The following is a 19,220-nucleotide window of genomic DNA, read 5'->3' as shown; positions in this document are numbered from 1 at the left end:
ATATGCCGCCGACCATCAATAAGCGAGCAGACGAAGAACTCGACCAGCTGCTCGTGCAGGTGACCGAGGCGGAATTCCAGCTTGGGCAACGGGAGCTTTCAGCGTCGAAGAAGACCGAAGTGGAGTTGGTCTTGTTAAACCTCGCTGCCTGCAAAGCGGATCTGATAGAGCTACTGGACCAGCCAGAGCGAGGCAGCCTATTACCCGAAGATACAGAAATGCTTGTGAATCATCTCCGAAGCGAGATACAGATGTTGAGCGCCCGCGTGCAGGTTCTTACCACATCACGACGTGCGGCGCAGCACCGTCGCCTATTGGAGCCGCGGCAATGAATCGGCGTTCTACATACCTCGCCTTCTCGCTAGCCCTAACAGCGGGCCTCGTTGGATACAGCGGCATCTGGTGGGCACTGCCGGTAGCCATGCTCGCGGTGGCAGGATGGGGCATGGCTGGAAGCCGTCGCGCCGCGTTTGCGGTCATGCTCGTCTACTACTTGGCGGCCAGTCGTGGCCTTCTACACGGAGGGGCCGTTTTTTTCGCGAACGGATCTTCTCCAGACTCCCTCTCTTGGCAGTGGGGCTTGGTTGTCTGGACTGTACCCGCTCTCGTACTCGCCGGCGCATGGAGCCTTTGTTGGGGCCTCCGTTGGATCATGGTGCGAGCGCTCTTTGCGATCCTGGTTGTGAGCGCGCCACCAGTAGGCTTTATCGGTTGGACCAACCCTGCAAGTGGCATCGGGGTATGGCTGCCTGGCCTGGGGTGGTGGGGTGGGGCGATCGGCCTAGCAGTCGCTGCCTCGGCATCACGCCTGGGCCAGTTGTTGGCGCAACGCACGCAAGGCCGACAGAAAAATTTGTCCCGCTTGGAAACTAGATTTCTCGCCGCGTGCGGACTGCTGGCCGGCGGCGCGATGATCCTTGCGGCGTTCCGCCCAGCGCCTTCAGCGCCCGAAGGGTGGGTCGGGTTGAATACTAGGTTGGGGCAGGCCGATGACTACCAGGTCATCCGAGGCCTTCAAGAAGCAGCTGAAACGGCAGCTAGGGCCGGAGCAGCACTTATTGTGCTGCCGGAAGCAGTAGGCGGTAGCTGGGAGATAAACAAGCTGTATTGGACTGACGTTAGCCGCGCGCTGCGTGCGCGCGGTGTAGCGTTGCTGGTGGGTGCGGAAAGCCCCTCTGGCGGTGGCGGTGTCGAGCGAATCAATGGCCTGTTCGGACTGGGGCAAGTCGACGGCACGCAAATTGCCCAGCGTATCCCCGTTCCTTTGGGGATGTGGGCCCCATGGTCTTCCATTCGACACGTCGTCTCGGACTGGACCGACTCAGGAGTTGTAGATGTCGCAGGACATCGCGCAATGATCCTTATTTGCTATGAACAACTGCTTGTCTGGCCGGTCCTGCAAAGCGCAGCTATATCGAATCGTCCGGACGTGGTGATCGCCACAGCAAACGTCTGGTGGGCAAGCCAAACGTCCATCCCGGCTATCCAGGAGGCCACGGTCCGCTCTTGGGCTAGGCTCTTCGGTCTCGGCGTCGTGCAAGCGACGAACTCAGATCGATGAGCGTTCACCGCGTGATTGTGGTGCCAATTGCCTGAGTGAAATCACCCCCCCTTTATCAAAAAAAGCCCGCTGGCCAGTTCTTTCACTAGTGAAAAAAACTCCTAATATCACAATAAACTATGCCTTATGTATTTCACATGGCTACACTTGTGGTTTGCACTTGATTCTTGAATTTCACCGCGACTATGGCAGATAAAAAACCTCGTTTGCAGACGTTTAAAGCGGCTCGCACGCCGCTGCAAAACGTCATGTTAGGCATTCTCGCGATGATGTTCATTGTGATGGTCGCCTCAGTGTTTGCCACGCAGTTCTTCGCGGCCAAGATGAACTACTCGCGCCATTTAGGAGCGCCCCTTTTTTCATTGGGCGCGTGGGCCGTCTATCTTCCGTTCGACTGGATAAGTTGGGGTTGGCGATTTGCTGACCTAGTCGCCGTAAAGCCCACTGTGTACCAAATGGCCGTCATCGCACTATCTGGCGCCGCAATGGGTTTGGTTACGGGGCTGCTAGTGACGTTCTTTGCGTTTAAACGCACCGAGGGCATGGAGTCGCTACACGGCGATGCCCACTGGGCAACTGCGGAGGAGGTTGATACGACTGGTTTACTCGGCCATCCGGGCGCTGAGCTGAAGGGCATCTGTGTTGGGTCGATCATGTTGGACAAAGAAGGGGAGACGGTAAATCCCGCGCACGCCGACTACAGATCGAGGCACGTGACCCGCAAGAATGGTGGCGTCGTAATGCGGGATAGCGAGGGCCGTCCGCTCTATGACGTGAATCCCAGCGTAGTGCTGGCTTTGCAGTACCTGCGAGACAACGCACCTACCCATGTTCTAGTTTTTGCGCCGACGCGTTCTGGTAAAGGTCGAGGGTTGATCATTCCCACGTTGTTCGCATGGAACGCATCAGTTGTGGTTGCGGACCAGAAAGGCGAGAACTACGCCCTTACGGCAGGAATGCGCAAACGAGCGGGACAGCGTGTTGGAAAGTTCGCTCCCACCAGCAACGATGGATCCACGTGGAAGTGGAATCCCCTTGATGAGATCCGTAAGGGCACCGACCGGGAGGTTGGGGATGCCATGAACATATGTCAGATGATCGTGGATCCCGAGAATAAGGGGATGGAAGACCACTTTATATCGACGGCGTGGATGCTGCTTACCGCCGTGGCGCTACACCACGTGTATGCCGAGCCCGACGCCTCTATAGGTGGAATGGTGATGTATCTGTCGGATCCGCGGTTCGAGACCGACACGCAGATGTGGCAGAGAATGCTAACTGCAGAGCATGACCCCACCTTGAAGATGGGATGGGTCGACTCTGCCGACGCACCCACAAAGACTCACCCCTTGGTGGCAGCACAAGCGGCATCGATGATGAAAATCGCGGAGGAGGAACGGGGCTCCATCTTGTCGACCGCCCGCCGCGTGCTTGGCCTCTGGTACGACCCGCTAGTTGCCGCCAATACCCGGACAAGCGACTTCCTGTGTAGAGACCTGATGACGTCCGATGACCCAGTCAGCCTCTACTACATCCCTACTGAAGAAGACAAAGACCGGCTGTTGCCACTCTCAAGGCTCTTTTTCTCCATGATCATTCGCCGCAATACGGTTCCAATGGCGGCTGAGAACGGCCGCCTTGTTGGAGGGTACAAACACCGTTTGTTGATGTTGATCGACGAGTTTCCTGCGCTTGGACAGCTCGAGATTATTGAAGATGCGCTGTCTTACGTCGCAGGATACGGGATCAAGCTGATGCTGATCTGCCAAGATCTGAGACAGCTTCAAGATAAGTATGGCGACAACGAGACCATTGTGGCCGGATGCCATATTCGCATTGCCTATGGTCCCTCGGACGAGCGGACGGCGCAGCGACTGGAGGACATGGTAGGCGAGACTACAGTTGCGGAAGAAGAAGAAAACGTATCAGCGAATCGAATGGGTATTTCGGGTGGCAACGTGTCCGTCTCCCGTAAAAAAACAGGTCGGCCGCTGATGACTGCAGGCGAATGGATGACGCTGTCGAATGAAGATCTGGTGGTGCTGGTGGCAAACAATCCGCCAATTTATGGGCGAAAGATCAAATACGACGAAGTCCCCGATTTTGCTGCCTGGTCAAAACTGCCAGCACCGCATTCGAATCCACCTCTTCGGGAACGCTTAGCTCGCACAGCGCCAGCGGCAGCTCCAGCTACTGTCACCATGTTAGAGGCAATGACCGGCGGTCCTGCGCTTACCGCAGCTGACCAACGAATTGTCGACCAATTATTGGCGAATCACATTGCTGTCCAAGAGATCCAACAAGTGAGGGCGTTCTGATGATTTTTACCAGTGAAAATTTTTTCGCAAGGCTGGCATTATTTATTGCTATTGCGACAATCAACGCGCGGGCGGTAGCTGCACCCGAAATGCCTATGGCGGAACTGCTTGCCAAATGTGCGCCTACCGTCGCCGTGAGCACGATGGCGTCCATTGTGAAAGTCGAGTCGTCCGGTCACGTGTACGCGGTGGCAGACGCAGGGCCTGTGCACCTTCCTTGGAGCGTTCGCAAAGACATGGTTCGCTCTCATTTTCCGACATCGAAAGATGAGGCTGTTGAACTAGTCAAGTCGTTGCTGAAGAAAGGGCACACCGTCAGCATCGGCCTGTCGCAAGTGAACGATCGCAATCTCAAAGGCTTGGGATTAAGCGTGGAAGAGGTCTTTGATCCCTGCACGAACGTGTCTGCCGGCGGCAAGATCCTCACCAACTTCTATCAACGGGCGGCCAAAGAATTTGGCCCCGGCGAGAAAGCGCTGCAAGCGGCCATCTCCGCATATCAATCCGGCAACTGGGAACGCGGCGTAGCCAACGGCTACGTCGGCCTCGTCTACAAGGCCGCCGGGGTTGTGCCGGACCTAAAAGTGGGAACGGGAAACCGCGCGATGAAGGTGGCTAGCGCTGATAGGCCGACTAAGTCGGCCGAGCAATGGTGGGAGTCCCGCGCGGAACTACTGCGCCAAGCGCGAGAGTCGGACCTCAAGGCCTCAAAGGAATAACCCTCCAGTAGGGAACAAAAAGGACATGTCATGAAGCGGAAAATCTCAGTACTTGTAGTCGATTCGAATCAGGCTGAACTGGGCACCTTGACGGCTGCGCTAGGTAGCTGGGGCTTCGAAGTGCAGGCCTGCAGCTGCCTTGACGCGGGTGTAGACGCATTCGTTGCACACAAGCACGACATTGTGGTGTTGAGCTATGGTCTATCGGCGCTCTCGACCGAAAGTGTGTTGGCGTGCTTGCGCTCGTCCGTGGCGCCGCGGTGGACGCCCATCGTCTTCATCATGGACGACATCGAGCTGGATGAAGCCCATGATCTTGCTGAGTACGACGGCGCCGACCTCGTCGTTCGACCAATTGCTTTGCCGCTGCTCAAAGCCAAGATGAAGTCGCTGTCTCGTCTGATGGATGAAAACCGTTCAGACCCTGCAGAACAGTTCCGTGCAGTGCTGGAAGGCTCTACGGACGCAGTCGCAGTGGTCAACCAGGCGGGCCACCTCGTTGAGTTCAATTCGCCCGCAGCGCAACTGTTCGGCTGGGAACGAGACGAGGTGCTCGGCTGGCATATCCGCGATTTCATGCCAGCGCAAATCGTTGAGGTTCATGGCGACGTCTTCAAGGATGATAAGGTCGCGGCGCTTTGGAACTCGAGGCGGCTAAAGGTGAGAGGGAAAGACAGCCGGGAAATGGTGATGGAGATCCGCTTTGGCTTCATCAACCTGCCGACGCGTCGTCTTTGTTCGATCACCATGCGCGACGTTTCGGACCGGGAACGCGAAGAAGATGAAATGCTGAGGGCCTCTCTATATGACGGCCTGACCGGCTTGCCAAACCGGAACCAGTTCCAGGAGCGCCTTTCCCAGCTGATTGCGATATCCAATCGCTACAGCAAGCTTTTGGGCGTGCTGTTCATCGACCTGGACAAGTTCAAGGAAATCAATGACACGCACGGCCATGATGTTGGCGATCGGGTTCTGATGGAGATTGCCCGCCGCTTGCAGGGCAGCATTCGTGACTCCGACACGATCGCTCGCCTTGGCGGCGACGAATTCGTCGCACTCCTTTACGATCTGCGAAGCTCGGAAGACGCCAGGCTCGTCGCCGAGCGCTTTATCTCAGCGTGCGAAAGGCCCGTGATCGTCAACGATCGCAGCCTGGAGTTGTCCGCCAGCATCGGTATTGCCATCTATCCGGACGGCGCCAAGGACAAAGAAGTCCTCCTGCGGCAGGCAGACGACGCGATGTACCACGCCAAGCGCGCCGGAGGCTGCCGCTACTCATTCTTCAGTCACGAGATCAACAAAGCGGTACAACAGCGACAAGAGTTGGAGCAAGGCCTGGAGTTGGCCTTGCGCCGCAATCACTTCTTTCTCGTGTACCAGCCGCAAGTCGACCTGCGTACTAGCCAGATCGAGGGCGCTGAAGCGCTGATCCGCTGGGAGAAAGACGGCAGCGTAGTTCCACCGAACCTGTTCGTCCCGATCGCAGAAGAATCTGGTCTTATCGTTGAAATCGGTCAATGGGTATTGCGTGAGGCGTGCCGGGAAGCAAAAAGTTGGTACGACACGGGCTTGCGAGGTCCCAATGGTCACGGACTGGCAATCGGCGTGAATCTATCAGTACGCCAGTTCAACTTGCGCCTGCCAGGCGTAGTCTTCGACATACTGCATGAGACGGGTCTACCCCCGCATCTGCTAAATCTTGAGATCACCGAGAGCTTCCTGGTCCAGGACGTCGACCAGGCACGCGTCATCCTAGACAAGCTGGTCTCCGCCGGCGTCCAGCTCTCCGTCGATGACTTCGGTACGGGGTATTCCTGCCTGGCCTACCTCAAGGAATTGCCTGTGACGACCATCAAGGTCGACAAGAAGTTCGTGGACCGAATCCACACCGGCGGCAAGGATCTGAAGATGGCTTCAGGCATTGTGACTCTGGCCAAATCGCTGGAAATGAAGACGCTCGCCGAAGGGGTGGAAAAGGCGGAGCAGGTCCAAGCACTCATTGAACTCGAATGCGACTCGTGTCAGGGATACTACTTCTCCAGGCCCATCCGAGCAGCAGAATTCCGAAAGATGCTTGTCGAATCTTCGCTCCCGGTGATCGCCTGACGGTGGGACTCATGTCTAACAATGAAAAGCTCCAGGCACTACTTGCGTGGCATCCCAAAATGAACCTGGTGGCGCTGCTCGACCAGCTCTACTTCAACGACGTTCATGGAGTTCCGGTACTCAGCAGGGACTCCTGCTTGGCGCAACTCCTGCTCGTGGCCGTCACCGAGCGATTGTTTGACGAACAAGCTTTCCACGCCGCGGCGCTACGGGGTGCGCTGCTGAATCTCGACGACAAGACCTTCCTTGCGGCGTTCGCGAGTCCGCGACTAGCGTCGAATGTCGTCCAGCAGGTTACACCGGAAGAACGCACGGGGGCCCGGCTACAGGCCGCGCGCAAACTGTTCGGTGAGCATATCTATCATGCTTAGGCGGCGACCATCCGGCCGCGGAAGGCTAGCCCGCCCGTGGCGCCTCTGGTTTTGGTCGGGCCTTGCGCTGTTTGCAGCGCTGCGGGCCGCAGCGTGGTGGTTGGCCATACATAGCACCGCACCATACCCTGTAGTCGAGATTGTCGCCGGCGCCGCGTGGATTGCGTTGACAGCTACAGCAATCAAATCCCTTGCCGCGGGGCGCGCGTCGCATCGACGTGCGGCTTGGGTCAAATCGCAAAGCAACCTCGAAGCGCTACGTAAACTGTCTTGGGATCAGTTTGAGCGCTTAATTGCGGAGTTTTACTCAAGCCTGGGCTATACCGTCGACCTGGTCGGCCAGGGAGGCGCTGATGGGGGAGTGGACATCCGGCTCCGTGGTCCCGGCGGCGAACTAGTCCTCGTTCAATGCAAACACTGGAAGTCCACCCGCGTAGGGGTCGCAGTTGTTCGTGAGATGGTCGGCCTGGCCATGCATCACGGTGCCTCTGGGATTGTGATCGTGGCATCAGCGGGCTTCACAAAGGACGCGACACAGTTCGCGCGAGGCAAGTCAGTCAATTTGGTCGACGGCCCGCTATTAGTGGAAATGATGCGCGCCCATCGCGCCTAGCGAGGACTGGGGAGGGTTCATGGCGAAAATAGCAACTACAAAGCGGTCGGGAATCGCGGCACCAACCCATCGCGAACTGTGCTCAGCCGCCGTCGAATGGTTGATGCGCCCCAACAGTAAGAATGGGGCAGGCTGCACAGTCGCCTTTTCAGAGGTGCAATCCCCTTGCGGGCGAGAGGTTATGGATGCCTTTGGCGTACGCTCCGTCGGTTGGGAGACATATTCAATCCTGATCGAGGTGAAGACGTCCCGGGCAGATTTCCGAGCCGATTTGGCGAAGCCCCATCGACAAGATCCCGCTCAGAGTGGCGGCACCTACCGGTACTATCTTGCGCCGGCAGGCCTCGTCTCGGTCGACGAACTTCCACCTCGATGGGGACTGATTGAGTACGGCCGCCCGCGATTTCGCGTGTTGGCCGGGCACCTAACTGTGCGACCGGGCCCAGGCCTGCCCCATGACCTGGTCACCGATCGGAGGTTGGCCAACTGGGCCCACGTCGTCAACCACGGTCGAGAGCTTGGCACAATCGCCAGACTGCTCGGGCGCCTGGGGGACGTGGAAACGCTGCAAACCGAACTCAAGCGAGTTCGAGGGAAGCATTCGCGTCAGCAGTACCTTCTACAGCAGCTCCATGAACGTGAACGCCATGCCAGAGTAGAGGTGCAGACCCTGCGCTGGGTATTGGGGGAGAAGGGTATCGATTACGAGAAGGTGGTGGCCGAGCTGCAGGAGTGCGAATCCGCGAGAGTCCGTCAGATCTTGCGCCGGCGGAGTGCACAGCGTGACTAGGATGTTTAAAGCTGATCGCCAAGGACATCATTCACAGCAAGGCGTCAACGCGAAAGGGGGGTGATTTCACGCACCCCCGTTACCTTCGAATGTACCGCGGCGGCCCTACGCCCGAAGACGCCGGGGCGCGATCGGCGGGGGGGATGCATCGAACTGCAGGCCGCCGCGGATCTTCTTAATCTTCGCCGCGGGGTAGGCCTGCATCACGTCCTTGAGCGCCAAGAGGAAAGTCTTCTTGAAATTCTTGTCAGCATCCGGTCCTTGGTATTCGTGACCGAACTGCTCGCGCAACTTCGACCATCGCATGAACAGGCCATCAGTGGTGTCAATACGATGCAGCCGGTGCGCCATCCAGGTGTAGATGTCGAGCTTCAAGCTACTTCCCTTGAGCAGCAACATGGCCCGGTTGTCAAGTGGGACCGCGCTTTCGATCAAAGACTTGTAATAGGTCTCAGAGAGGCGCAATACTCCAGGCCACAAAGGCCGCTGGTTGGAATCCCGGTTGTTGATCCAAGCGTCGAATTGCTCGACAGGCTGGCCGTTGTAGGTACGACCGTTTACCCCGAGCTGGATGCGGCATGCGGCCAACGCATGCATTTGCGTGCGGAGTGTCCGGTAGCGCCTGCCCTCACGCTCCATCCCCATGTTGGCCAAAAATTCCGCCGCACTCGAACCGATAGGGACCTCGCGATCTCGGTTCATCACGGCATAAGACGAAATCCAGACAAGAGCCAAGCGGGGAATAGGGCCATACGGAATCGGCTGGGGGACGGGACCTGACCCTTCGTCGATCATCCCGGCCTGAACGTTAATCCAGTTGGGCCCGGATTTGCGCATGAACTCTTTGCCATCGAAACGTGAGTGCGGCAGCGCGACCTGGCAAAAGATGGCGTGGGTGAACGCAAAATCCTCGCTAGAGGGAAGGTTCTCACGGATCTGATGGCCGATATCGAGCACGCGCGAAGTCTGTTTTGTCTGCAATAACGGGTAGTCGACCTGGCCGGTCGACTGGATGTATTCGACTGGCGTACCCTTTCGCTCCTTCGACTTCGGCGCGGCTCTAGCCGGCAGCTGTGTTGCACTTGCCAGAACTGAGGGATCACCGAACGCGTACCAGCGCGAGATCGTTTTGCCCACCTTTTGAGGTGTGGCCAAGCACGCATGAAATGCCTGCGCCTGGTGGTGAGCTACGTCTTCTGCGATGCCTGCTTTGACCAGGTTGACTTCAAACTCTTCAGCGCTTTTCGATTGCGAAAACGCCATGTCAACAACGCGGGCTTGAACAGCTGCGCGCTTCGCGGGAAAACCCAAGAGCTGCAGTTGTTCATCGTAGGCTTCAACATCAAAGCGCATCTTGTGGCTCTGGTCTACTAATTCGAGGGGGGCCTGCCGGTTCATGTTTGCTCCTCGGTTACGCAGCGCGCTTGTGGGCTGCTGCGGCCTCGTGCGTAGCGCGCAGTGCGGCAGCACGGCCAGGATTGCCGCGCTCGTGCTTGCGCTCAGTGGGGTGCCAATCGCTGATATCGACGTCGACGGCCGTGATGCCAATCCGCCGCAATGCGGTCAAGGCGGCATCTGTGCTCGAAAAGCGTCGCGGCTTGTCATTGCTCCGGAGAGTAACGAGAAAGCCTCGAGCTTTCTCTTGCTGCAATTGGATATTGACGACGAAGGCGCCGCCTTGCCCCGCAAGTTGCACTGTGCGAACGCCGCCGTTCGTGTGGAGAAGCTTCAATTGGTCGAGCGTTAACGGTTGCATCGAGGGCTCTCGAGGTATTGAACGTTGACCAGTATGCAGATGACCGGGCTTTTGCGCAAGCAAATGATAAGACATGCGGCAACGAATGCGTGGTGTTGCTTGGGCGAAGACTGGAAGCGAATGAAACGGCCGCTGAGCGATTTGAACCAGCAGCAGTACCCACCCCCGCAGGACACTGACGTTATGCGCTCTGAGGCCCTGTGCGAGCTCTTGGAGCGCCATGCGTTTGGTGGAAGGCCTTACTGTTGGTTACTTGGGTTGGGACGTTGTGTTTTGGGATCGGGTTGAAGCAAAGGTGCTTGCCTGGGCGTCCGGGGGACGCCCAGGTCTGCCGGTAGGAGCCGGCCCGGAGGGCTTGGCGCCGCTTAAGCGGTGCCAACTCCGTATCCCGGCAGACAGTTTGCTGATGAAAGGTGGTGGTGTGCAGGGGGTTGGGGGCCCGTTCGCCCCCCTTAGGGGGGCTCGATTTTCTTGTGGGGGGCTTCGATTCGGCCCCCCCTCTGGGGGGGCTCTAGTTATGGGTGTCGGCGCGAAGCGCCGGGATAAGTTGGCAAGTTGTCCCCAGGTACTGGGGGCTCATACAGGGAGTAGTAGAGGAAAAACTAAAGGAAAAATACAGGATATATATGAGAGGGGGTGATTTCACGCAAAAAAGGGGGCAGATATCACGCGCTAAAAGTGGGCGATTTCACTCATCAAGGGGGGGTGATTTCACGTGGATAACTTTTGAAAAATGCAGACTTATCCACTTATCCACAACCGGTTGAGGTTCTCTGCCCAATAGGGGGTGATTTCACGCACGCAACTCCAAAAATAGGCCGTCAACTAGGGGGGGTGATTTCACGCACGGAGCAAGCTGCAACCCACGCCCCTGAAGGGGGGTGATTTCACGCATAGATTGCGTGCGCAAATGCGGGATCAAATAGCTGTCGAGAGATCATAAGGTATCAATTTTAAAGGCTTTTTATTGATAGTGGGCACTAACTAGCCATCATGACAAGAGGACGAAAGGGGGGTGATTTCACTCGGAAACCGGGCAAGATCCGTGGACAAAAAAAGGGGGGGTGATTTCACTCCAACCATGTCGATCATGCTGAATCTCATTGCGGGAGACAGGCCTGCTGGTGATCGGCGCCATCGCACCGAGAGCCTCTTTGTCCAAAGGGGGGTGATTTCACTCACATGGCTCAACCGATGCTCGCCAGAAGAGGGGGTGATTTCACTCAGCGACCTTTACCTTCAAGCAATATCTCTTGTAAAATTTTCACTAGTGAAAATCCACCGTATCCCTTTTCGGGATGCGAACCAGGAGTGCTTCGGTGCAAGACAATCGGGCCGACTCGGCAGACCTTCCATCCCTCGAGGTGGTGCTTCAGACGCTTTTACAAGCGCAGCAAGACCTCACGAGCGCGCAGGAGCTGCTTGATGGACTGGTAGACCGGCTGTATTTTCACGGCGAACTCAAATGGCGCGACGCCGCTGGGGAACTAGCAGGTCAGATAGCTGGCCGCGCGGAGCGCAGGTTGGAAGCTGTTGCCGTCTTACTCGAGCTCCAACGTAAAGGCGCATTTGAGAAGGGCATTGACTGACTCCTAACGCCGGACGATGGGCCGGCGAGCGCCGCGGCCGCCCTCCAGAAACTCGCTTTCCATCTCGTCATGGGCACCCGGCCTGCGCACTGCGTCCTCCTTCGGATTCAACGTCCGCTCAGAAGCGCAAAGTAGCAGTTCACTATGCCACCGACGTTGCCACATGACCGCAGGCTCTCGGTCCAACATGTCGGACAGTTCCTGAATGGCGGGCCCGGCTTCGTCGAGTTGCACACTACACATCGATCGAACCAACTGATCGCAGCGACAAGCAAATCGTTGTAGCCGCCATATCTCCCACAACAATTTGCGCACCAAGCCATCGCCCCGCCAGGTGTCACGTGTTTGCCTCAGCTGCTCAAGAGAGAGAGCGCATGGAAAGGCCTTCTGTGCCTCTCCCTGCCACGGCGTCCGGACGGCCGGCTCCGCCGCGAGCGATTCCCGAACAGTGCCGAGGATGACATCGATGCCGTTCCCAAGCGATCGGCGTATCCCCTCCTGTGCTTCGTTAGCAACCAATGCCAATGCTTGCAGGCGGCTGATTTCGCAAAGCAAAGAACGGACGGTTGGATGCCGCGAATACTCCTCGGCAATTTGCGCCAGTTCTTCGAGGGGGAGGGGAGGAGGGCAAGGCCTCTCCGAAATGCTGTTCATTTGTCCAGTATATAAGCACAGCACCAGCTTTGCGCCTGCTTCTAACCCACACCGCGTTACCGATGTCGCAGCGGTATTCAGGCCAAGCACGTCCTCTAAGGACCTGCAGGCACATAAATGATAGTGGCCAACTTGTCAAATGATGCATGATTGGTGCATACTTAGTGCATCACCAACCGGATGACAAGGAGCCACCATGACGGTTCTATCTTTCTCGGAACAATTCCGTGACGGCAACACAAGCTTCGTGTCCCCAAAGAAGCTGGGTAGCCTGTTCGGGTTCCAACTCCAGGATCTTGCTGATCGCGCCCACATCCACCGTAATACGGTCACGCGCAACCCAAGATCTCCTGAGCTTCAGAACTATCTGAGCCAGATGCTGCGCGTTCTATATGTCGCCACGTCGTTGACTGGTAGCGTGGAGCGAGCTGCGTATTTGGTTCGCAATGAGCCCCTTCCCGCATTTGAAGGAAAGACTGCAGACCAGCTGATCCAAGAGGGTAGGGCGCAGTCAGTCATCGACTATCTCATCTCGTTCGAGGGCGGAGCAGCCGGATGATTGTCAATCAGCTATCTGGCAACCTGGCCTATTTCCGGCTCCTCTCGCCGGCATACGCCCATATGCCTCTTTCCGGAATGGGGGCTGCGGCCAAAGGTGGGCGCTTCAATCGCCCGGGCCAAGAAGCGCTATATCTCGCGAGCGACGTTCAAACGGCCGCAGCAGAGTACCAGCAAGACAACCCCTGGCTCTCGCCAGGGGTCCTATGTTCGTATGCTGTCGACGGCTTACGTGTGGCGGACCTTAGCGCAGGCTATAACTCTCAACATTGGACACCACTCTGGGCGCAACACGCGGTCGACTGGAGAGCGATCGTCTTCAATCTCGGCAAGACCCCACCCACTTGGCTAATGGCTGACCTGGTCGTGACGGCCGGATTGGATGGCCTTCTGTTCCCGTCGAAGGCTCATCCCGGCGGCATCAACCTGGTCATCTACGGCAGCTCGTCCCGGTCGCCAACGCAGCTTACTGTTCACGATCCAAAGAACATTCTGCCCAAGGTTAGGGTGCAACCGTGAAACAGATCAGCCTTGTCGCCATAGATCCGCACAGCTGAATGTCCGTGCACCGAGACCGCAGGACGTCGACTACCGTCGACGAGTTCTCTGTAGTATGCTCAACGAACAACACTCCATTGCGAGGGAGTCCTAATTATGGTGAAGCAAGGTTTCCAGTTGCGCGATAAGCCCACTTTATTCGGTCAACGCCGCGTGAAAATAATTCTGTTCCAGCTGCTGCTGTTCTACGGGACTATGTTGTTAGTAACGGGGGCAATGTACCTTGGAGCCCGATACGACGGGGCAGCATTCAATTGGCCGGCTGAGTTGAAGTCGAACTTCCTTATCTTCACTTTGCTCCTGCTCTTCTGCAACATACCTTGGAAGCGACTCCTGCGACGAGGCCAGTTCGGTCGGAATTAAGACAAACATATTTAGCCTGTCGCGACCGACAAAAAACGCCACGACTGTGGCGTTTTTTTCTGCCGCCCGGAGGCAGGCCAAGTCCGCACTGCGCTTAATCCGGCGCCACGGCCCATGCGCCGGCGGAGTTACTTATAGAACCCACCTTTCTCTTTCCAGACAAGGGGGTAGACTTGCACATAGTTCGCCCCGGTATTGACGGTCTTCGTGGGCCCGCGGTCGCTGCGCCCGCAGACCATGTCGTTCAATCGAAAGCCTTCGGAATAGGCGCGATTCTCGATGTAGCAGAACGAATAGATGTCCATCGGTTGCTGGGCCGCAGCCTGTTCTCGCAGTTGTTGCTGTTGCTGCGCCGGTTGTTGAGGTTGGGCAACGGCGCCGGCGCTGGCCAAGCTAAGGATTGCCAAGAAGAGTTTCTTCATGCTTCTTTTCCTTGCGGTACAGGGTGGTTGACGCACGCGAAACAAAGTTCGCGGCAATGGCTACATTGACACAGTTTGTAATGAAATTGCAAGCAGCCACTTCATAACCGCCCAGCAGCGGCAATAAGCCGCGGACTGCGTTTTGTCATGCTGGGCATTGTTATGTCTCCTTGATGGGACGCAGCTGCGGATCAATGCCCGCGGCATTCTCGAATGCCGCGCGCTCTTGGCGGATCGCCTCCAGGCATAGGCGCCCTGGCTCTGAGGCCAGATACTCGATGGCGACGGTCAGCCCGTCCATGGACCTAACCAGTTCGTCCTCGTCGGCGGCCACCAACAGGGTGTGGACCAGGTCGCTGTTTTCCCAGGGCGCTGACACGCCTTCGGGCATGACCGCACAGCGCGCGCCAGCCAGCTCTAGCGCGGCCTGGCAGGCGTCAAGCGTCTTGGCTACGGTATTGCGCAGCTGCGCCTGCTTCAGCTCGCCGGCCGGCCGGCCCGCCTGGCTCCGATAGAAATGCAATTCTCTAGGGAGCCCGGCCGGTAGCCAACGGCCAGCGGCCGCAAGCAATGCCGCGTTCGTCGCCGCGCTGACGCGCTGCTCATGCAAAGCAGGCCCCAGGTCGTTGCGATCAATGGCCAAAGAGGTCAGCACGAGGCCATCGTCGGCCGTTGCCTGGATGTGCAAGAAATGCCTCCTGGCCAGAACGTCGACCACGCGTTCGTCCGACTCGCCATAGACGGCTACGGCGTCGATCCCGCCCAGCTCCAGGGCCATCAGCAGCGCGGCGGCCATAGGCCGGGTGAGGGGCGTGCCGGCGGCTTCGCGCGCCTCCCAGGTCTTGCGAGACACTCCTACGACGGCCGCCGCCGCGCTGGTCGTCCAGCCCAGTCGGCGCCGCACGCGGAACATTGCATCGTCCATTTCTGACTTCCTTTACCAAGATGCCCCGATATTCCCACAATGCGTAAATTGACTCAAGCAGGAATTTGCGCCGCCAGCGAACTGCGCCGCGTGCGCTGCTCGCTGGTCGGCGGCCAGGTCGTGGTGCTGTGGTTGCAGCACCACCACGTCGCCGGCATCGGCAATTGGCTGTTGAAGTGCACGTGCATTGTGATCGGGAAGACGTTTGTCCACACCGCTTCAACGCGGGCTTGCTTTAGGCCAGCGCCTACGCGACCCAACAAATAGACTCAATGGGACCCACACTCCGCCAACGAGGGCTGCAACGGCGAGAACGAGAGCGATCAGCTGGTCTTCAAACAGGCCTGCACTCAATTCCCTGATGCGCCAAAAATCCGGGCCAAGGATGAGGAAGCCGCAAACGAAAGCTGTCCAGGCAAGACACACAAGCGCCGTGGTGATGTTGTGCTTCTTGTATATCTCGGCTTGTTGGCGCTCGATAGCTCGTTCCCGTTCTATAAGCTCTTGCACGTCGAATGACGGCCGGGGGGACTTCACGGTCATGGTTTCACCTGTCTGTGGTTGAAGAATCAATGCTTAGGCCGCACGCAGCGGGAGGATGTTGCGGATGAACGCGCGGCGGGCCACGTCGTCGGCGAACGGGAAGGCACGCAGCTGCTCGACCAGGCCGTGCTCGGTCGGGCCGCCGTCGGCCGGGCGCGTGAAGCGCACGCCGATCTTATTGCCGGGAGCGGACACGCGCACCAGCAGGCTGCACCAGTCGTTGACGATCTCCAACATGGTGCGCAGGGTGTCTTCGCCCTCGATCCGCACGCCGCACCCCTTCAGCAGCGAGAGCAGGTCGGCCAGGTCCAGGGCACGCGGGTGCATGAAGCGCACGCCTTGCGGCATCGTGGGGTCGATGGTGACGCCGATGTTGGTCTTGTCGATGTCGGGGTTGTAGCGCAGCACGATTTCACGCGTGCCGGCCATGAACTCGATGCCGGCGTTCTCCAGGTATTGCTGCACCTTGGCGCAGCGGACCAGGTCGCGGAAGGTGCCTTCCTCGATCTTCTTGATATTGGTGTGATGGATACCGGTTTCAGTGGCCAGATCGCCACGCGTCATGCCCAGCAGCGCGCGGCCGCCGACGACCAGGTGGCCAAACACGTGCAGGTTGACGACCTTGCCATCGGCCGAGTGCACGCTGGCAGGCAGGCTTTCGACGGTGGAAACAGGGGATTCGGGATCGAACGGATAGGGCATGATGAGTGACGGTAAATTGATACCACTGACAATTTACCGTCAATTCCCTGGCGTGTCCAGCGGATCCCGCATGGCCAGGGCAGGGCGGTGAACGCGCGGATGCCGGCCGAAACGACCCCGCCAATCTCTCATCGAATGCCGTACCGCTGGTGTCGCTAGAATTTAGGCGCCGACGACGGCTCTGAGCGGACTTAGTCGATCGCCACAATGTTCCGCACGAAAACACGGCGGGCCTCGTCATCGGCAAAGGGGAAATCGCGTAGCCGCTCGACCAGGTCGCTTTCGGACGGGCCGCCGGCGGCGGACCGCATGAAGCGCACGCCGTTCTTACGGCCAGTTCGTGCCAGGCCCACCAAGACGCCGCACCAGTCGTTGGTCAGATCCAGATCCAGGATCTGACGCAGCACCGGCTCGCCTTGAACCTGCACGCCGGCCCCTTGCAACTCTTCCAGTAGGTCATCAAGATTCAAGGCGCGGGGATGAATGAAGCGCGTCCCGGACGGCATGGTCGGGTCGATGATGATGGCCACGCCGCCGCCGGCACGGAAGTTCGGATCGAAGCGCAGGGCGATCTCACGGGTGCCTGCCACGAATTCGACGCCGCGGTGCTCAAAATAGCTTTGCACCTTGGCGCACTTCTGCAGGTCGACAGGTTTGCCCTTGTCCATCTTGGACAAGGTGCTGTGGTGGATGTTGGTGTCGGCCGCCACCTGGACCAAGGTGACGGGCACCAGCACGCGCGCGGCCAACATGAGCTTGCCGAAGATCTCAGCGTTGAAGGTCTTGCCATCGGCCGAATGCACGCCGGCCGGTAAACGGGTCAGGGCTCGGCCGGGCGCGTCGGAATCGAATTCATTGGACATCGGGGACACCTTTGCGGATCGTTTGCAGCATTGGACACCAGAGGCTGGCGCCGGCGCCAGTAGGCCCGCGCGCGCCGCGCGCGGGCCCCGCTTCGGATTAGAAATCGAGCTCTTCGAAGATCACGCGGCTGGGCTGGCCATCCACGCGCAGGCGATGCGGATAGACCTTGACGTCCACCAGGTTGGGGTTCCAGGGCACGTTGCTGCGCCCTTTCAAAGTGAAGCCCGGGGCAATCTGCAGCCAGATCTCGTCGGACTCCGCCTTGTAGTACACGCGCCCCAAGGGCGCTTCCGCCGGCGGCGGCGCGTTGCTCGGTACGGCGATGCGCTGCTCAACGGCCAGGACGACCAGGTCGGGGTGGTCGGACTCGTACTGCTCGATGCGGCGTTTCAGGGCTGCGTATTCACTTGCTTTGGACATGCTGGATACCTCACGGTGGGTTCTTGGAGCTGGGCGGGCAGGGGCTCAACTGCGCCCCGGCCGATGGGGGCTGCTGGTGGCCGCGCGAACTGCCTAGCTGCGGGGCTCACGTCGGCTGGCCCGGCGCTGCCCCCCCGCACTTCATCCGCTGTGGACCACGGCGCCGGCCACAGGGCCAGCGTCTGCAGGCGGTTCAGATGCCGAAGTTCAACGCGCTTGGGAATGGAAATGCCGTCAAATCAATGAATTCCGAGAAATGCGTCATTGACTTTGGTCCCATCGCGTCACTCAAGTTGGGATTTTGCGCGGAAAGCTTCATCTAAATTGGGATTTTGCGATGTTGCCGCATTCGCATAACCACAGGCCGGTGGGCCTGGTTCAGTTCACCGGTCGGCAGGCTCGCCCCGCTGTGATAGCTATGTTGGAATGGCGATACGAGGCTATGCGTCATGGCGCACGCTCGATCCATACCGGCCGCTTTTCGCCGTCCTTGGCATCCAGCGGGTGCTTACCCGGCCGCCACGCGAATCGGTGCACGCCAACGATGTGAGACACAATCGACTCGCCATCCGAAGGCCGAATCCGAAGCTTGATTCGATGCTTGTGATCGGGCATTGCGCGTCCTATCACGGATACGTCAAATTCAAGATAGACGTCGCGATAGCCAGGTGCATCCCCGTATGTGATCAGCTCCGAATCCAGGTGCAGCGCTTCAGGACCCTGAGCGTCGACCCGGCCGAATAGGTCCGCGACTCGGTGGGCGCGCGCAGCGATCGAGGCGACTTCGGCCTGAGCGTCGCACTGCGCGCGCCAGAGCTTTTCTGCACGCGACAGCAAATCCGCGTCCCCTTCGTCGAGCCGGTCCAGAGCCTGCGCAATCGTGTAGCCCAAGTCTGCCAGCCAGTCGGCACGATTGAGCACCAGCGCGGCGGCCAAGGCTTCGCCCGTCGACATCGGGCCAGGCCCGTTATTGGCAGCGGCGCTGCGCACGACACGCATCAGATGATCGAAGGTCATGATGTCTCCAGGAAAAAACGAAGAAGGGCGATTACGCCACGTCCAGCGAGATGATGTGGCGTACAAAAGCACGCCGGGCCGTATCGTCGGCGAACGGGAAGGCGCGCAGTTGCTCGACCAGGCCGTGCTCGGACGGCCCGCCGGCGGACGGGCGGGTGAAACGCACGCCGATCTTATTGCCGGGAGCGGACACGCGCACCAGCAGGCCGCACCAGTCGTTGACGATCTCCAACATGCCGCGCAGGGTGTCCTCGCCCTCAATCTGCACGCCGCAGCCTTTCAGCAGCGAGAACAGGTCGTCCAGGTCCAGGGCACGCGGGTGCATGAAGCGCACGCCTTGCGGCATCGTGGGGTCGATGGTGACGCCGATG

The 19,220-nt window shown here is 58.7% G+C and carries 21 protein-coding genes; 10 read left to right on the top strand and 11 right to left on the bottom strand.

What is annotated here, in order from left to right:
* Positions 1 to 2 precede the first annotated feature (2 nt).
* The 7 genes from AOZ53_RS19750 (at position 3) to AOZ53_RS35250 (ending at position 7,688) form a co-directional block, all read left to right on the top strand.
* Positions 3 to 332, top strand: a complete 330-nt coding sequence (locus tag AOZ53_RS19750) for a hypothetical protein (protein WP_054489029.1) — start codon at positions 3 to 5, stop codon at positions 330 to 332.
* A 530-nt stretch (positions 333 to 862) separates the two neighbouring features.
* Positions 863 to 1,561 (top strand): carbon-nitrogen hydrolase family protein, encoded by a 699-nt coding sequence (locus tag AOZ53_RS34775; protein ID WP_165596093.1) that lies wholly within the window; start codon positions 863 to 865, stop codon positions 1,559 to 1,561.
* A gap of 167 nt (positions 1,562 to 1,728) precedes the next feature.
* Entirely contained in the window at positions 1,729 to 3,879 is a 2,151-nt protein-coding gene (locus AOZ53_RS19745) for a type IV secretory system conjugative DNA transfer family protein (protein ID WP_131726799.1), read from the top strand.
* Positions 3,879 to 4,598 (top strand): lytic transglycosylase domain-containing protein, encoded by a 720-nt coding sequence (locus tag AOZ53_RS19740; protein ID WP_082385690.1) that lies wholly within the window; start codon positions 3,879 to 3,881, stop codon positions 4,596 to 4,598. The genes AOZ53_RS19745 and AOZ53_RS19740 overlap by 1 nt, the downstream gene beginning before the upstream one ends.
* Before the next feature lie 30 nt (positions 4,599 to 4,628).
* Positions 4,629 to 6,704 carry an EAL domain-containing response regulator gene (locus AOZ53_RS19735; RefSeq protein WP_054473807.1) on the top strand — a complete coding sequence of 692 codons (2,076 nt, stop codon included), beginning with the start codon at positions 4,629 to 4,631 and terminating at the stop codon, positions 6,702 to 6,704.
* 11 nt (positions 6,705 to 6,715) lie between these two features.
* Entirely contained in the window at positions 6,716 to 7,075 is a 360-nt protein-coding gene (locus tag AOZ53_RS34770) for a hypothetical protein (protein ID WP_131726800.1), read from the top strand.
* A complete protein-coding gene (locus tag AOZ53_RS35250; RefSeq protein ID WP_082385689.1) occupies positions 6,984 to 7,688 on the top strand; it encodes a restriction endonuclease in 705 nt (234 codons plus the stop codon). Before AOZ53_RS34770 ends, AOZ53_RS35250 begins: the two co-directional genes overlap by 92 nt.
* A gap of 895 nt (positions 7,689 to 8,583) precedes the next feature.
* Here the strand turns inward: AOZ53_RS35250 and AOZ53_RS19725 are convergent.
* Together AOZ53_RS19725 and AOZ53_RS34280 are read right to left on the bottom strand one after the other, a co-directional pair.
* Positions 8,584 to 9,876 carry a replication protein RepA gene (locus tag AOZ53_RS19725; RefSeq protein ID WP_231690648.1) on the bottom strand — a complete coding sequence of 431 codons (1,293 nt, stop codon included), beginning with the start codon at positions 9,874 to 9,876 and terminating at the stop codon, positions 8,584 to 8,586.
* A gap of 13 nt (positions 9,877 to 9,889) precedes the next feature.
* On the bottom strand, positions 9,890 to 10,234 hold the full coding sequence (locus tag AOZ53_RS34280) for a hypothetical protein (RefSeq protein WP_054473809.1): 345 nt from the start codon (positions 10,232 to 10,234) through the stop codon (positions 9,890 to 9,892).
* 1,319 nt (positions 10,235 to 11,553) lie between these two features.
* Between AOZ53_RS34280 and AOZ53_RS19715 the strand changes: the two genes are divergently transcribed.
* Positions 11,554 to 11,823 (top strand): hypothetical protein, encoded by a 270-nt coding sequence (locus AOZ53_RS19715; RefSeq protein ID WP_054473810.1) that lies wholly within the window; start codon positions 11,554 to 11,556, stop codon positions 11,821 to 11,823.
* A 3-nt stretch (positions 11,824 to 11,826) separates the two neighbouring features.
* Here AOZ53_RS19715 and AOZ53_RS34275 read toward each other — a convergent pair whose 3' ends face one another.
* The gene (locus tag AOZ53_RS34275) at positions 11,827 to 12,477 is read right to left on the bottom strand and encodes a hypothetical protein (RefSeq protein WP_131726801.1); all 651 of its coding nucleotides are present in this window, start codon (positions 12,475 to 12,477) and stop codon (positions 11,827 to 11,829) included.
* Between the two features lie 196 nt (positions 12,478 to 12,673).
* Between AOZ53_RS34275 and AOZ53_RS19710 the strand changes: the two genes are divergently transcribed.
* A complete protein-coding gene (locus AOZ53_RS19710; RefSeq protein ID WP_054473811.1) occupies positions 12,674 to 13,036 on the top strand; it encodes an MbcA/ParS/Xre antitoxin family protein in 363 nt (120 codons plus the stop codon).
* Entirely contained in the window at positions 13,033 to 13,554 is a 522-nt protein-coding gene (locus AOZ53_RS33555; protein WP_082385688.1) for an RES family NAD+ phosphorylase, read from the top strand. The genes AOZ53_RS19710 and AOZ53_RS33555 overlap by 4 nt, the downstream gene beginning before the upstream one ends.
* A 530-nt stretch (positions 13,555 to 14,084) precedes the next feature.
* Here AOZ53_RS33555 and AOZ53_RS19700 read toward each other — a convergent pair.
* From AOZ53_RS19700 to AOZ53_RS34760, 8 genes are all read right to left on the bottom strand, one after another.
* On the bottom strand, positions 14,085 to 14,378 hold the full coding sequence (locus AOZ53_RS19700) for a hypothetical protein (RefSeq protein WP_054473813.1): 294 nt from the start codon (positions 14,376 to 14,378) through the stop codon (positions 14,085 to 14,087).
* Positions 14,379 to 14,538: 160 nt separating this feature from the next.
* Entirely contained in the window at positions 14,539 to 15,303 is a 765-nt protein-coding gene (locus AOZ53_RS19695; RefSeq protein ID WP_054473814.1) for a hypothetical protein, read from the bottom strand.
* A gap of 219 nt (positions 15,304 to 15,522) precedes the next feature.
* Positions 15,523 to 15,846, bottom strand: coding sequence for a hypothetical protein (locus tag AOZ53_RS34270; protein ID WP_131726802.1), 324 nt, complete (start codon positions 15,844 to 15,846; stop codon positions 15,523 to 15,525).
* Positions 15,847 to 15,879: 33 nt separating this feature from the next.
* Positions 15,880 to 16,548 (bottom strand): helix-turn-helix domain-containing protein, encoded by a 669-nt coding sequence (locus AOZ53_RS19690; RefSeq protein ID WP_054473815.1) that lies wholly within the window; start codon positions 16,546 to 16,548, stop codon positions 15,880 to 15,882.
* A 191-nt stretch (positions 16,549 to 16,739) separates the two neighbouring features.
* On the bottom strand, positions 16,740 to 17,411 hold the full coding sequence (locus AOZ53_RS19685; RefSeq protein ID WP_054473816.1) for a hypothetical protein: 672 nt from the start codon (positions 17,409 to 17,411) through the stop codon (positions 16,740 to 16,742).
* 97 nt (positions 17,412 to 17,508) lie between these two features.
* Positions 17,509 to 17,832, bottom strand: a complete 324-nt coding sequence (locus AOZ53_RS19680; RefSeq protein ID WP_054473817.1) for a hypothetical protein — start codon at positions 17,830 to 17,832, stop codon at positions 17,509 to 17,511.
* Between the two features lie 447 nt (positions 17,833 to 18,279).
* Entirely contained in the window at positions 18,280 to 18,849 is a 570-nt protein-coding gene (locus AOZ53_RS34265) for a hypothetical protein (RefSeq protein ID WP_109421670.1), read from the bottom strand.
* Between the two features lie 31 nt (positions 18,850 to 18,880).
* Positions 18,881 to 19,220, bottom strand: a 340-nt coding sequence (locus tag AOZ53_RS34760; protein ID WP_054489025.1) for a hypothetical protein, incomplete at its 5' end; no start/stop codon positions are given.

Origin of the sequence: Achromobacter sp. 2789STDY5608621 (assembly GCF_001299375.1) — a bacterium.
Lineage (GTDB): Bacteria > Pseudomonadota > Gammaproteobacteria > Burkholderiales > Burkholderiaceae_B > Achromobacter > Achromobacter insuavis.
The sequence above is the reverse complement of the archived record's forward strand: the minus strand, read 5'-3'. Positions and strand labels throughout refer to the sequence as shown.